Here is a 12951-nt window from a genome sequence, read left to right as displayed (position 1 = left end):
CCTACTCCCGCATCAACTGCTGGAGCACCTGTGCCGCCCGGCGGTCTTCGCGCGCCGCCGCGCGCTGAAAGCTGGCGCGCAGGCCAGCGGCCATTTCCAACTGCATGAAGACACTCTTGCTCATGCGTTCCTCCCACTGCTGGGTTCTGAAACAGGTTGTACCTCCACACTGCACCGGGGGTGCAGTGACGTGCTGGCGTTTGCGCCCGTCACAGCGCAGCGCTGCCGAACCGGGGCAGGCGCTGCGGCTGCACGGCCAGTGCCCGCCAGCCCTTGCGGGGGATCTTCTTGACCACCGGCACGGGCCGCTCCACCACCGTAAGGGTGATGCTGCCGTGCGTGGCCTCCACCTTCAGGCGGGCGCCTACGTCGAAGCCGAGCTTGTCCAGCCAGCGGCCGCGCAGCTTGAGGTAGGGAACAATCTCGGTGGGACCGGACTCTTCGCGGTCCGGGTACGTCAGCGCGCCTACGCGGTAGCTGCGTGCGGGGCGGGCGTAGGGTTTGCGCTTGGGGCGCGCGTCATCGGGTTCGTCTTCCCACGGCGTCAACATGTTGGACCTCCTGCAGGGCTTGCCCTTGCCGGGATGGCAAGGGCGTCGGGAGGTTAGAAACCGTCTAGTAGCAACCGGCGGGCGTATTTCCACGAGGGTGTTGTATTAGCCACCCTCCCGACAAAGGGACGTCCAACATTCTGCTACTAGAAGAGTTTCTACGCTCCGATGAACACCATGCGCGTTGGTGCTGAGGATGGGAAATCGCTTGTTCCTGTTGATCTGGCGGGGGTTGGTTGGCGGCGTCTACGGTGCGACGCAACTGTCCCGGTTCAGTCGCAGGCCTTGGGACGGGGTGGCGGCATCCTCTCTGGCCTATCGGGAGGACTACAGATGACCAGGATTGACGGGGAGTGGCTTGACGCGTTCGACGAGGCCATGTTGGGCTTCTTCGCTATCGACCATGCGGATGCGGGCATGGATGAATTCTTGCTGGGGTGCTACGCGGGCATTCCGGCCCGAGAGGCGGCATTGGCATTTGGCGAGGATTACGACCTGAATCGAGTAGACACGTTCTGGCCTTCGCCAGGGCTAAACGTTAGCAGCTGATTCACCGGCTGGGCTGCCTACGGCCCATGCGGCATACTCCCCACCTATCGAAGCAGTGCTTTCCATAGGCGGAGTGGCGACGTGAGCGGTTGGACTCAGCAGGAGTTGGCAGCAGCGGTAGATGCCTACCGCTGGATGGAGCAGCGCGTCGCGCAGGGTCACGGCATCAACAAAGCCCAGGTCTACCGGGAGCTATCGCAGCGTCATGGACGATCACCGAAGTCGTGGGAATACAGGATGCAGAACATCTCCTACGTGTTGCAGCAGCTGGGGCAACCGAGGCTTGATGGCCTGCGCCCGGCTGCCAACGTCGGGCCTACCATCACCCGGCAACTGACTCCCCTGCTCCAAACCACTGGCGAGCTTGCTGGGCTCAACTCTCTAAGCAATGCGATTCAGAAAGAGCTGGAGGAAGAGGAACGCCTGGCAGAAGCGGCCCATGTTTTCTCGCCTAGTAACGTCGAAGACCAAAGGCGTCGGTCGGTTGCGAGCATCGTTCGACGCCGTGGCCAACCGGCGTTCCGCAAAGCCTTGCTCGCAGCGTATGACTTTCGATGCGCTGTGACTGGGTGCGGCTTAGTCGAGATTTTGGAAGCCGCCCACGTCTATCCTTACAAGAATGAGGCCACCAACTCGGTAACAAATGGTCTTCTACTGCGCGCGGATGTGCATACGTTGTTCGATCTTTGCTTGATCGCAGTGGATCCGGGCAGCCTGAGGGTACTGACCGCGCCCTTGCTGCGAGATAGCGAATACGCCGCTCTGACCGGCTCGCAGCTCGCCACTACTGTGCGAGGCGAGCAAACGGTCAGTAGGGATTCACTTGAGTGGCATCTTTCGCGGTGCGAGTGGCGATGAGTGTGGAGGAATGCGTCTGCCGCACTCTCCCACATTGGCTAGCCCCTCTTTCGCCCCGCATATAGAGCTAGGTCACCCGCAGTGATGCTTGCTGATGGCACGAGCTCGTAGTGCTCTTCGGACACAACCCGAATCTCATCGTCCTGGACGGCAAGTTCGAACATGGCAATCTTGTTTGCGGTAATGAACTGTGCAGACACAGGACGGCAGACCAGCGCCGGGAATTTTTCCCGGCAGCAGGCTATATCTTGTTCCGTCTGCTGCCGGCCATGCTTATCCTTGCCACCCTTGGCTTGCACAGGCACCACGTACTGCGCACCATTACGATCCAGGCCGACGTAAAGCTCATCAATCTCAATCTGACCGATGTCCTTCACCGTCGTGCGCAGGTGATTCTGCAACGAAGATGCGGTGACGCCGAGGAAGATGTCGATCAGTCGGTTGTAGCGAACCTTGGCCAGCAGTGCCTGCTCATCGCCCAATGCGTGGGCCGCGATGATCTCGGGCGTGGCATCCGGAATCTTGACGACCAATTGATTAGTACGCGGGATGATCGAAAGAGGGCGCTCTAACCGGAACTCGTACTTGGCACGACCGGCGCCATAGATGCCCCACTCGAAACCTTCCGGAGCTGTCGCCGTGATGGACGCAGGCAAGCTGTTGCGGTACTTGAACGAGTAGATTGTATCGCCAAGGTTCTTCGGCAACCGAATTCCTCGCTCTACCGCCGCATGCTCGAACTCGCCGCGCTCGAACGGCACCTTAGTGCTACCTGGGGTGTAGTTCTTTCGGAAGACCTCGCCAATGATCTCGGAGTAGCGGTTCAGTTTCGCTGCTTTCTGCGGCTTTTCCACATTGCGTCCTTCGCAAAAGTTGCTTCATTGTCGCGCTCCGGCAGATCTCTATCCCAGAGCCCTCGATAGCTTGTTCGCCAATTTGTCGGGGTATTTTAGCTCACACTCCCAGACCACTATCACTCGCCAGCCGAGCCCGATCAACTGCCGGCGCTTGCGCCTATCTCGGCGCTTGTTGGCTTCAATCTTCGGCCCCCAATAGTCCGTTCTGGACTTCGGCATCTTTGTCTTTTTACAGCTATGCCCATGCCAGAAGCACCCGTGCACGAAGACCACGGCGGTCCTGCCCGGCAAAACAATGTCCGGTGTGCCCGGCAAATCCCGACGAAGCAGCCTGAAGCGGTAGCCGAGCCCGTGAAGGATCGACCGGACAGCGACCTCTGGCTTCGTGTTGGCCCTGCCTATCCTTGACATAAGCCAACTACGGCGCTCCGGGGTAAGGCGGTCCATCCGCAGCTCCTGGTCTCTTCCCCTGAGACTGACTGGCTTCATGATAAGCCCGCGAGAAGGCCCCGCCCCACTGGACATTGAGGCGTTCTCCGATCGACATTCAGCCTAGCCGGCCTTATAATTACTCCATGACCAGACCTATCGGAATCGACCTCTTTGCAGGGGCCGGCGGACTCAGCCTAGGCTTCGAGCAAGCGGGCTTCGACGTTGTAGCCGCTGTTGAGATCGACCCAGTGCATGCAGCAGTGCATGCGTTCAACTTCCCCAACTGCGCCGTCATCCCGCGATCCGTTACCGACCTCACGGGCGATCAGATCCGCGTCGCTGCGGGCGTGGGCCAACGGAAGATCGACGTCGTATTCGGTGGAGCCCCTTGCCAGGGGTTTTCCTTAATCGGCCGCCGTGCGCTGGATGACCCGCGAAATTCGCTTGTGAAGGACTTCGTCCGCATCGTTCGTGAACTCGATGCGGACTACTTCGTCTTCGAGAACGTGAAGGGACTGACGCTAGGTAAGCATCGCAAGTTCCTGGAAGAGCTCATTCAGGAATTTGAGGCGTCCGGGTACGACGTCCTCAAGGATTGGAAGGTACTCAATGCCTACTCCTATGGCGTACCTCAGGACAGACAGCGGCTTTTTCTCATGGGCGCCAAGCGCGGCCTACAGATCCCCAGCTACCCTCATCCAGTGACGGCCAAGCCGGGGCTCAAGGGCTCGCTGCTGCCCGACGCACCCACGTGCAAAGAGGCGCTGGACGACCTACCCGATGCCGAGAGCTTCGCCGCGCTGAACGTTACCGATGAGGTCAGAGTTAAGAAGTTTGGCAAGAGCACGCTTTACTCCGCGCTGATGCGCTGCGAGGACGCACAGGGCTGGGCGTTTGGCTATCGCCGCGCGTGGGATCCACTGCTGCTCACATCCAGCATGCGCTCTGACCACACGGAGGTTTCGCGCGCTAGGTTTGCGAACACCGTGGCTGGGCAGGTTGAGCCGATTTCGCGCTTCCTTAAACTTCCCCCCAAAGGGGTCAGCAACACGCTACGCGCAGGGACGGATGCGGCACGTGGCGCGTTTACCAGCCCCCGGCCGATTCACTACAAGTGGAGTCGCTGCATTACGGTGCGCGAGATGGCACGTCTTCATGGGTTTCCGGATTGGTTCCGGTTCCACGAGACCAAATGGCACGGGGCGCGGCAAATCGGCAACGCTGTTCCACCACCGCTCGCGCGCGCTGTAGCAAGTCAAATACTGAAAGCCATGGGGATAAAGCCTAAACGGCCCACTAAGGAAATCACCCTCGGAGAGGTTGGCCTGCTCAAAATGGGCCTCGCGCAGGCAGCCTCGCATTGGGGCATTGCGAGCCCGATCAAACAGCGAGATCGTAAGAGCGGCGCTAAAAAGACAAAACAGAAGAGGATTGATCCAGATCAGCTCTCGCTATAGCCACATTTAAACGTCGAAATTAGGCGCCTGGACTCCGGGGCGCCGCGCGTCACAGGCAAGCCCCCTCCGCGCGCAAAATTCCCGGTCCTTTGCTTCATTAGTTGCGCTACTGCGGCAGACATGAACGCCGTTTAGAAAAAATGAAAAGCGAGCTCTTCTTCCGCAGAGAAGTCAGCAATTATTCGGCATTCCGAGCGGACCTGCCGCAGCCTTGTTTCGAAGCCATTCTCGCCGCTCGTGGACCCTTGCTCTACGCCCATAGACCACTCCTCAGGGTAGTAGTGCTTTGCCATGAGCATTGAGAAGGCCAGCGGGGTCAATTGTCGCCTGAGCGCCCATCGATTATCCCCGTGCACACCGATGTGGAGGTGCGAGCACGGATGACTCAAAGGGACGTACTGCGACGGAGCATTTTCATATCTAAAGATCGGAATGCTCCCACGATAAGCCATCCCACGCAGAAGCTGACTAAAATCCTCATCTTCTATAACGCCGTCGGAAAGTTTGCCACGGTACTTTCTGAACTTATTAACACCAGCCAAATCAGAAACGTGAGGATTTGGATAGAAAGCAAATCTAACTGCATCCAGACCCGACCAGCTAAACTGAAAAAACGAATGGTCGTAAAGAAGTATATTGAAGTGAGATCGCTGAATGCAGTAAGAGTAAAGTGATTCATGCGAGCAATCGGCCGACATGACCATCCTGCGAAACTCCTCATCCACTCCAAGCGGATCGGGGCTCGCAAAACTCTCAGCCAATGCGCATTCGTCAAAGAAACTCCAGCTTGCGTTTATCCCCTCAACGACTGCGCGTCGGTCCATCACCTTCCTCCAGCAACCCAAGGGCCTCATCCTCTGTGAAACCTTCCAGCTCTAATTTTCTGAGGTACTGATCTCGAATCTTCTTGATCGCGGCTTGCTTTTTACCAAGATCTCTCTGGATAAAGTTAATATTCTGTAAGTCCGGCATATCGAACTCTAGCACTGGGAACTTTCGTAGCGCAGAGTTAACCTCCCCCATCAACCCAACCGCCACATCACCCATGCCACTCGCACGCACCCAAGCCTTTGACCTGGTGAATGCAGTAAATACTTTGTTTCGGCCTGAGCGGGTCCGCCTGCCCGCACCATCCAAGCCCACAATAATCACAGCTGGCGCCTCATTCCCCTTTGCCTTGTAGATCGTTGACAGCGTTACCCTACCCTCCGCAAAGAAAGGAAGATCGGAATAGGAGTCTGCTGACAAATTGTGACTATTTAAACCCGCAGCGGCCAGCCTAGAGCTAATCTCCCGGAAATAGTACCTAACATTTCTATCATCAAGGCATACAACTATAATGTCATGAGGATTGAGGCCGCCAGAGATAAAGCTACTAACCTGCCCTGATGCCCAGTCAAACTCCTCCTCGATGTCTCCCGCAACGAATGTCTCGATTACCGGAAATCCCTCTACCTGACCGATTGAAAGAGGACTATTGCGAGCAGGCCGTTCGATGATGATCCTGGAGCCCGGCTGATTGAAATCCCCTTGCTTCATCTCATAGCCGACGTCACCCCAGTGCTCAGCACTTTCCAGCATTTGCACAAGCTGGCCATATACCCCAAAGCCGAGCGCATGTGCTACCACGAGAACCTCTCGCTGATTTCTGTAGCACTTACTGAGGACGATATCGTTTTCAGTTCCCCGGGGTAGATTTGCGGATGACCGATCCAGCGAGACGAGAGCGCCATTGGAATCAGATCCGAATAGCTGCTCAGGCGAGCGAATCTTCACATCAAGAATGTTCTGCAGCTCGTCATACGCCCACACTATGTTCTTCTTATCTCTATCACCCTTGGTAATAAGATAAGCCAGATGATAGAACGTAGATGGAAAGTCCTGGCCCTCATCGATCAAGAAATAGTCGTAGTACTCTTGCGAAGAATCAATTTGTTTCAAATAATCTGCGCATGCGTAATCGAAAGGATCAGCTGCGCCCGCGCGCTGCTTCGCCACTGGAAAACTCAGCGACTCAATTCCAGCACGCACGCATGCATCGTGGTAGACGCCAGCCTTGCGGCCGCCGCCCCATCCGTGACGAACATGGATAAGGGTCCAATCCGGATCTTCATCTTTGTAATGCCGATAGAACTTTGTGATCAGCGACCGAATTGTTTCATTAAGACTTTTTGTATAGAAAGTAATGAGAATCCTTGCCGAAGGATTCGTAAGATGCAAATGCGCCGCCTTCATGGCGAGAATAATGGTCTTCCCCGAACCAGCAAGCCCCCTGATTCTCTGCGGTCCCGTAACGGTAGAGAGAGCTGCACGTCGCTGCTTTTCATCAAAATTAGCGATGTCCGCCTCAAGCCTAGCGAGGGCAACTGCAGCCCTCTGTTGACTGGGGTCAATAACAGCGCGCTTGACGGGTTTAGTTAGGGCTTTTGCCCCTTCTATAACTGATCGCGCCTCTGCAAGATCTGATGGGTCGAGAACAGAAGACGAAGCACAATCGCCCACGAACTGCGCAAGGCTGTCCTGAGATGTAATTAAGGGTATCGATAACCCCACATCCTCCTGATTTAACAGCAGGCCTGGCGCATAGATGATAGGGGTGATACTAAACTTTAAAGTGGAGACGCCACGTCGCAACTGCCGACTCTTGAGGAGCCGGCCAATAAGAATGCTAGCGAACTGAGATATCTCGTCCTCTATCTCTAACAAAGTACCTTTGTTTCCCAAAGAGATTTCAGCCGCGTTGAGCGCCCTGATAGCGAGTACGCCGAGCCTAGGGCTCAGTAGTAGAGCGCTCGGCGTATGAATCTGCGCCTCATAGTCACCGTAGGTAGGGAAATCATAGTAGAAGACCGATTCATCCATCGATGACGCTAGCCCCGGCGCTTGCAGAGATGCCAGCAGAGCTCTTCCCGCCGTATCTTTATCATACCGATCAGTCGTCAGTATTACCTCGATAGCCACGATCACTCCTTCAGTTGGCAGCCACGACCAGCAAGTAAACATCCTATCTCAAACTGAGAAAAAAAAAGGGAGGCAATTCAGCCTCCCTTTGTGCAACTCAACTATGGATCATCAAACCCCGACAGGATTAGCCTTCTCAGGATCAATCTTGTACTGCTTGATCGCCCGCGCCACATCCTTGGCCGTCATCTTCCCTTCCTTAGCCAGCGCCGCAATCGCGGCATGCGCGATGTAGTACCGGTCAACCTCGAAGAAGCGACGCAGGTTGGCACGCGTGTCCGAACGACCGAAGCCATCGGTACCCAGCACCGTGTACGACATTGGCACGAACGAGCGGATCTGGTCCGCGTACGCACGCACGTAGTCGGTGGCGGCAATGGCCGGGCCCTGGCGGCCTTCCAGCAGCTCGGTCACGAACGCCTTGCGCTGCTCGCCTTCCGGGTGGAAGCGGTTGTAGCGCTCCACGTCGAAGCCGTCGCGGCGCAGTTCGTTGAAGCTCGGGCAGCTCCAGATGTCGGCGGTTACGCCGAAGTCCTTGTCCAGCAGCTCGGCCGCGGCAATGGCTTCGCGCAGGATGGTGCCCGAACCCAGCAGCTGCACGCGCAGCTCGCCCTTCTTCGGCTTGCCCGCGTCGGTGAGCAGGTACATGCCCTTGACGATGCCGTCGGCCGCGCCTTCCGGCATTTCCGGGTGGGTGTAGTTTTCGTTCATCAGGGTGATGTAGTAGTACTCATCAATCTGATCTTCCATCATGGCCTTGGTGCCGTGCTGCAGGATCACCGTCACTTCGAAGCCGAAGGTCGGGTCATAGCTGCGCACGTTCGGAATGCCACCGGCCACGATATGGCTGAAGCCATCTTCGTGCTGCAGGCCTTCACCGTTCAGCGTGGTGCGGCCGGCGGTGCCGCCCAGCAGGAAGCCACGGGTACGCATGTCGGCGGCCTGCCAGGCAAGATCGCCCACGCGCTGGAAGCCGAACATGCTGTAGTAGATGTAGAACGGCAGCATCGGCACGTTGCTGACCGAGTAGCTGGTACCGGCGGCCATCCACGAGGCAATGGCGCCCGGCTCGCTGATGCCCTGCTGCAGCACCTGGCCGCTCTGGTCTTCGCGGTAGAACATGAGCTGGTCGGCATCAACCGGCTTGTACTTCTGGCCGAACGGCGCGTAGATGCCGATCTGGCGGAACAGGCCTTCCATACCGAAGGTACGGGCTTCGTCGGCCACGATCGGCACGATGTGCGGGCCCAGTTCCTTGTCGCGCAGGGTGATGTTCAGGCTCTGCACGAAGGCCATGGTGGTGGAGTAGCTGCGCTCGCCGCTGCTCTTGAGCAGGCGCTCGTAGCTTTCCAGCTTCGGTGCGTTGAAGCTCTTTTCGGCCTTGCGGCGGCGCTGCGGCAGATAGCCACCCAGGGCGGCACGGCGTTCCTGTAGGTACTTTACTTCCGGCGAATCCGGGCCCGGGTGGTAGAACGGCACCTGGCCGTCGGCCAGCTGCGCATCCGTCACCGGGATGTTGAAGCGGTCGCGGAAGTGGCGGACGGCGTCGTCATCCAGCTTCTTGGTCTGGTGGGTCGGGTTCAGTGCTTCACCCGCGCTGCCCATGCCGTAGCCCTTGACCGTCTTGGCCAGGATCACGGTCGGCATGCCCTTGGTGTTCACGGCCTGGTGGTAGGCGGCGTAGACCTTGTGCGGATCGTGACCACCACGGTTGAGGCGCCAGATATCGTCGTCGGACAGGCCGGCGACCATCGCAGCGGTTTCCGGGTACTTGCCGAAGAAATGCTCGCGGGTATACGCGCCACCGAAGGCCTTGCAATTCTGGTATTCGCCGTCGACGGTTTCCATCATCAGCTTGCGCAGGACGCCATTGGTGTCCTTGGCCAGCAGGGCATCCCAGTAACCGCCCCACAGCAGCTTGATGACATTCCAGCCGCCGCCACGGAAGACACCTTCCAGTTCCTGGATGATCTTGCCGTTGCCACGCACCGGGCCGTCGAGGCGCTGCAGGTTGCAGTTGACCACGAAGATCAGGTTGTCCAGGCCTTCGCGGCCGGCCAGCGCGATCGCGCCGAGGGTTTCCGGCTCATCGCTCTCGCCGTCGCCGATGAAGCACCACACCTTGCGGTCGGACTTCTCGATCAGGCCACGGTTTTCCAGGTAACGCAGGAACTGCGCCTGGTAGATCGCGGCGAGCGGGCCCAGGCCCATCGACACCGTCGGGGTCTGCCAGTAATCGGGCATCAGCCACGGATGCGGGTAGCTGGAGAGGCCACCGCCGTCGACTTCCATGCGGAACTTGTCCAGCTGGGCTTCGTCGATGCGGCCTTCCAGGAAGGAACGCGCATAGATGCCCGGGGCACTGTGGCCCTGGATGAAGAGCAGGTCGCCCGGGTGGTCTTCGCTCGGGGCGCGCCAGAAGTGGTTGAAGCCCACGTCATACAGCGTGGCGCCGGAGGCGAAGGAGGCGATGTGGCCGCCCAGGTCGCCCGGCTTGCGGTTGGCGCGCACGACCGTCGCCATCGCGTTCCAGCGGATGATGGAACGAATGCGCCATTCCAGTTCGGCGTTGCCCGGGCTCTTGGCCTCCAGGGTCGGCGCGATGGTGTTCACGTACTCGGTGGTGGGAGAGAACGGCAGGTAAGCACCCGAACGACGGGTCAGTTCCACCATGCCTTCCAACAGCTGATGCGCGCGCTCGGGGCCCTCGACATCAATAACGGCCTTCAGCGACTCGATCCATTCCTGGGTTTCCACAGGATTCGGGTCGTTGTTCAGCACCTCGTTCAACCAGTTCATTTGCGCTCCCATGACCGCACGCACGCGCGCGACTGTTTTAGATTTCTAGCCGCAAAGTGTAGCGCACCAAGGGGTTTGCTTACTTCGCTACGGTTGCGTATGGAACCATCCCGGCGTGTCCGGAAGGACAGCGGGCGACAGCGCGAGGGCCGCGCCGGAAGGTTCCACGCTGCATTTCAGCCTGGCCGGCGGCGATGACACCGGCGCGTCAGCAGGACACCGATGGACAGCGCAGGCGCTGCGGCGCAGGCGATTGGCGTGGATCGTGCGCGGGGACGGGGCGTTTGAACGCGCATCGGCGTGGATCATCGGACGCGTTGGAGGCCGATGACCACGCGCAGTGTTCCACCACAAGCACGCACCGTCACAGCAGGAATTGACCTGAACGCATCCCTGCCATGCGTGCGCCAGTGCTGGCCGAACCGGAGTTTTCGATATATCGTTCCGCCACTGCATTCGATATATCGAAATGACCTCTCCGCGCGACCTCGACCGCCCTGCCCGCCCGCTGACCGCCCGGCCGCTCAGCCGCGGCGACCTGCGCCTGCTGGTGCTGTCCCTGCTCGCCGACCAGCCCCGCCACGGCTATGAGCTGATCCAGCTGATCAGTGACATGTTCGTGCGGGTCTACACACCCAGCGCGGGCTCGATCTACCCGGTGCTGGCGCAGTTCGAGGCCGCCGGCTGGGTTGGCGCGGTCGAGGACGGTGGGCGCAAGCGGTATGCGCTCAGCGCACTGGGCCTGGCCGAACTGGAGGCACAGCGCGACGAGGTCGATGCCGCGGTGCACCGGGTACGCGACAGCGCGCGCACGATCACCAAGGCCAACCTGCCGCCGTCCGTGCGCGATGCACTGCGCGAGCTCAAGCACGCGCTGGGGCTGTGCCACGGCCGCTGGCAGGACGACAACGCCGCTGCCGTGGCCGAGGCGCTGCGCGAGGCCGCTGCGCGGATCCGTGCGCAGGGCCGCTGACCTTCCTTCTTCGTTTCAGACCCAGCCAGCCACCGCCCGCCAGGTCCTTCTTTCTCAACGCCGCGCTGCGGCACTGATCCAGGTATTCCCATGGCTCTGCATGAAAACCGACTGCTCCGTCATACCGTGAAGTTCCGCCCGCTGCAGGTGCTGCGCACCGAAGAGATCAGCCCGTGCATGCGCCGGGTGATCGTCGGGGGCGAGGCGCTGGAAGGCTTTGATTCGCCCTCGCCGGACGACCACGTCAAGCTGTTCTTCCCCAACGCCGAGGGCCAGTTCGTGGTCCCGACGATGACCCCGGAAGGCCCGCGCTACCCCGAAGGCCAAACGCCCTCCCCCTCGCGCGATTACACCCCGCGCTGGTGGGATCTGGAGACCAACGAGCTGGCGCTGGATTTCGTCATGCACGGCGACGGCCTGGCCTCGACCTGGGCCGCCAACGCGCAGCCGGGCGATGCGATCGCCGTGGGCGGCCCGCGTGGCTCGCACATGACCGCCGATGACTTCGACACCTACGTGCTGATCGGCGATGAAACCGCGCTGCCGGCGATCGGCCGCTGGCTGGAGACGCTGCCGGACGGCGCCAATGCCGATGTCTACATCGAGATCCCCGAATCCGGCGACCGCCAGGAGTTGCCGGAGGACGACCGCATCCGCATCTCGTGGCTGGAGCGCAACGGCTTCGACGCGGCCAGCAGCACCCTGCTGGAAGACGTGCTGACCGATTTCGAGGAACCGGACGGCGACACCTTCTACTGGATCGCCGCCGAATCGCGCCGGGCCCGGATGATGCGCAAGTACATCGAGGGCCACCTGGGCGTGCCGAAGGACTGGATCCGCTCCACCGGCTACTGGAAGGCCCACGGCAGCGAGCACCACGACGACTGAGCCCGCGACGGGCACCGGCCGCGAATGCGACAATCGCGTTTTGTGCCGGTGCCTTTCATGCAAGCCTCTCCTCTTTCGGCACTGACCGATCTGATCGACCGCGCCGAGCGTGCCGATCCCGCGCTGGATGCCGCCCTGGCGGCGTTGGCGCCTTCCGTGGGCGAGCACATCGCCCAGCTGCGCACCGCCCTGGTGCCATTGGCCCGTGCGCAGGCCGCGCTGGTGCAGGCGAACATCGATATCGACCTGGTCGCCGACGAACTGCGCCGTTACCAGAAGTACGCGATGCCCGGTAAGCCGAGCCTGCAGATCGTGCAGCTGCGCAAGCAGCAGGCCTCGGTGAAGCAGGCCGCGTTGCTGGCCCGCCAGGCGTTTGCGCAGGCCACCCATGCGTTCCTGCGTGAGAGCGGCTTGACCGCGCCGGCACGGCGCACGCCAACCGATTTCACCACGCTGTGGCTGGGCAAGGTGAGCGCGCAGGTGGCGGCGGCTTGATCGCGCTGATATCCACGCATGACGTGGATCTACCCCGGCCGCGTCAACGGTAGAGCCACGCCATGCGTGGCTGCGCTGTGGATCTACCCCGGCCGCGTCAACGGTAGAGCCACGCCATGCGTGCCTGCGCT

Annotated in this window: 13 protein-coding genes; 6 read left to right on the top strand and 7 right to left on the bottom strand. The window is 60.0% G+C overall.

Annotated elements, in window-relative coordinates; all coding sequences use genetic code 11:
• Window position 1: 1 nt before the first annotated feature.
• Together ABE483_RS06440 and ABE483_RS06435 are read right to left on the bottom strand one after the other, a co-directional pair.
• Window positions 2-124 (bottom strand): hypothetical protein, encoded by a 123-nt coding sequence (locus tag ABE483_RS06440; protein WP_346481361.1) that lies wholly within the window; start codon window positions 122-124, stop codon window positions 2-4.
• Window positions 125-209: 85 nt separating this feature from the next.
• Window positions 210-551, bottom strand: a complete 342-nt coding sequence (locus ABE483_RS06435; RefSeq protein WP_346481360.1) for a SymE family type I addiction module toxin — start codon at window positions 549-551, stop codon at window positions 210-212.
• A 333-nt stretch (window positions 552-884) separates the two neighbouring features.
• Here ABE483_RS06435 and ABE483_RS06430 point away from each other — a divergent pair, with 333 nt between their 5' ends.
• Both ABE483_RS06430 and ABE483_RS06425 read left to right on the top strand, forming a co-directional pair.
• Complete coding sequence (locus tag ABE483_RS06430) at window positions 885-1100, top strand: hypothetical protein (RefSeq protein ID WP_346481359.1); 216 nt, start codon at window positions 885-887, stop codon at window positions 1098-1100.
• Window positions 1101-1181: 81 nt separating this feature from the next.
• A complete protein-coding gene (locus ABE483_RS06425) occupies window positions 1182-1958 on the top strand; it encodes an HNH endonuclease (RefSeq protein ID WP_346481358.1) in 777 nt (258 codons plus the stop codon).
• A gap of 38 nt (window positions 1959-1996) precedes the next feature.
• On the opposite strand, the gene ABE483_RS06420 is transcribed toward ABE483_RS06425, so the two are convergent.
• Both ABE483_RS06420 and vsr read right to left on the bottom strand, forming a co-directional pair.
• Window positions 1997-2812 (bottom strand): endonuclease, encoded by an 816-nt coding sequence (locus tag ABE483_RS06420; RefSeq protein WP_346481357.1) that lies wholly within the window; start codon window positions 2810-2812, stop codon window positions 1997-1999.
• Between the two features lie 48 nt (window positions 2813-2860).
• On the bottom strand, window positions 2861-3262 hold the full coding sequence (gene vsr, locus ABE483_RS06415; RefSeq protein WP_346481356.1) for a DNA mismatch endonuclease Vsr: 402 nt from the start codon (window positions 3260-3262) through the stop codon (window positions 2861-2863).
• Window positions 3263-3390: 128 nt separating this feature from the next.
• Here vsr and ABE483_RS06410 point away from each other — a divergent pair, with 128 nt between their 5' ends.
• Window positions 3391-4704 (top strand): DNA cytosine methyltransferase, encoded by a 1314-nt coding sequence (locus tag ABE483_RS06410; RefSeq protein WP_346481355.1) that lies wholly within the window; start codon window positions 3391-3393, stop codon window positions 4702-4704.
• 131 nt (window positions 4705-4835) lie between these two features.
• Here the strand turns inward: ABE483_RS06410 and ABE483_RS06405 are convergent, their stop codons facing one another.
• From ABE483_RS06405 to aceE, 3 genes are all read right to left on the bottom strand, one after another.
• Window positions 4836-5528, bottom strand: coding sequence for a DUF2290 domain-containing protein (locus ABE483_RS06405; protein WP_346481354.1), 693 nt, complete (start codon window positions 5526-5528; stop codon window positions 4836-4838).
• Entirely contained in the window at window positions 5506-7665 is a 2160-nt protein-coding gene (locus tag ABE483_RS06400; protein ID WP_346481353.1) for an ATP-binding domain-containing protein, read from the bottom strand. The genes ABE483_RS06405 and ABE483_RS06400 overlap by 23 nt, the downstream gene beginning before the upstream one ends.
• Window positions 7666-7776: 111 nt before the next feature.
• Entirely contained in the window at window positions 7777-10464 is a 2688-nt protein-coding gene (gene aceE / locus ABE483_RS06395; protein WP_346464067.1) for a pyruvate dehydrogenase (acetyl-transferring), homodimeric type, read from the bottom strand.
• A 469-nt stretch (window positions 10465-10933) separates the two neighbouring features.
• Here aceE and ABE483_RS06390 point away from each other — a divergent pair, with 469 nt between their 5' ends.
• The 3 genes from ABE483_RS06390 to ABE483_RS06380 all read left to right on the top strand — a co-directional run bounded on the left by ABE483_RS06390 (window position 10934) and on the right by ABE483_RS06380 (window position 12820).
• Entirely contained in the window at window positions 10934-11437 is a 504-nt protein-coding gene (locus ABE483_RS06390) for a PadR family transcriptional regulator (RefSeq protein WP_346467202.1), read from the top strand.
• 90 nt (window positions 11438-11527) lie between these two features.
• Window positions 11528-12325, top strand: a complete 798-nt coding sequence (locus ABE483_RS06385; protein WP_346481352.1) for a siderophore-interacting protein — start codon at window positions 11528-11530, stop codon at window positions 12323-12325.
• Between the two features lie 57 nt (window positions 12326-12382).
• Window positions 12383-12820 (top strand): hypothetical protein, encoded by a 438-nt coding sequence (locus ABE483_RS06380; RefSeq protein WP_346466474.1) that lies wholly within the window; start codon window positions 12383-12385, stop codon window positions 12818-12820.
• Window positions 12821-12951 lie beyond the last annotated feature (131 nt).

Source organism: Stenotrophomonas sp. TWI602 (genome assembly GCF_039674045.1).
Taxonomy (GTDB): domain Bacteria; phylum Pseudomonadota; class Gammaproteobacteria; order Xanthomonadales; family Xanthomonadaceae; genus Stenotrophomonas.
This window is presented reverse-complemented; position numbering and strand designations above follow the sequence as displayed.

Bases quoted from the DNA above. Each gene is read 5' to 3' on its own strand.
- ABE483_RS06440 (WP_346481361.1), bottom strand. From the start codon at position 124: ATGAGCAAGAGTGTCTTCATGCAGTTGGAAATGGCCGCTGGCCTGCGC.
- ABE483_RS06435 (WP_346481360.1), bottom strand. From the start codon at position 551: ATGTTGACGCCGTGGGAAGACGAACCCGATGACGCGCGCCCCAAGCGC.
- ABE483_RS06430 (WP_346481359.1), top strand. From the start codon at position 885: ATGACCAGGATTGACGGGGAGTGGCTTGACGCGTTCGACGAGGCCATG.
- vsr (WP_346481356.1), bottom strand. From the start codon at position 3,262: ATGGACCGCCTTACCCCGGAGCGCCGTAGTTGGCTTATGTCAAGGATA.
- ABE483_RS06410 (WP_346481355.1), top strand. From the start codon at position 3,391: ATGACCAGACCTATCGGAATCGACCTCTTTGCAGGGGCCGGCGGACTC.
- ABE483_RS06405 (WP_346481354.1), bottom strand. From the start codon at position 5,528: ATGGACCGACGCGCAGTCGTTGAGGGGATAAACGCAAGCTGGAGTTTC.
- aceE (WP_346464067.1), bottom strand. From the start codon at position 10,464: ATGAACTGGTTGAACGAGGTGCTGAACAACGACCCGAATCCTGTGGAA.
- ABE483_RS06390 (WP_346467202.1), top strand. From the start codon at position 10,934: ATGACCTCTCCGCGCGACCTCGACCGCCCTGCCCGCCCGCTGACCGCC.
- ABE483_RS06385 (WP_346481352.1), top strand. From the start codon at position 11,528: ATGGCTCTGCATGAAAACCGACTGCTCCGTCATACCGTGAAGTTCCGC.
- ABE483_RS06380 (WP_346466474.1), top strand. From the start codon at position 12,383: ATGCAAGCCTCTCCTCTTTCGGCACTGACCGATCTGATCGACCGCGCC.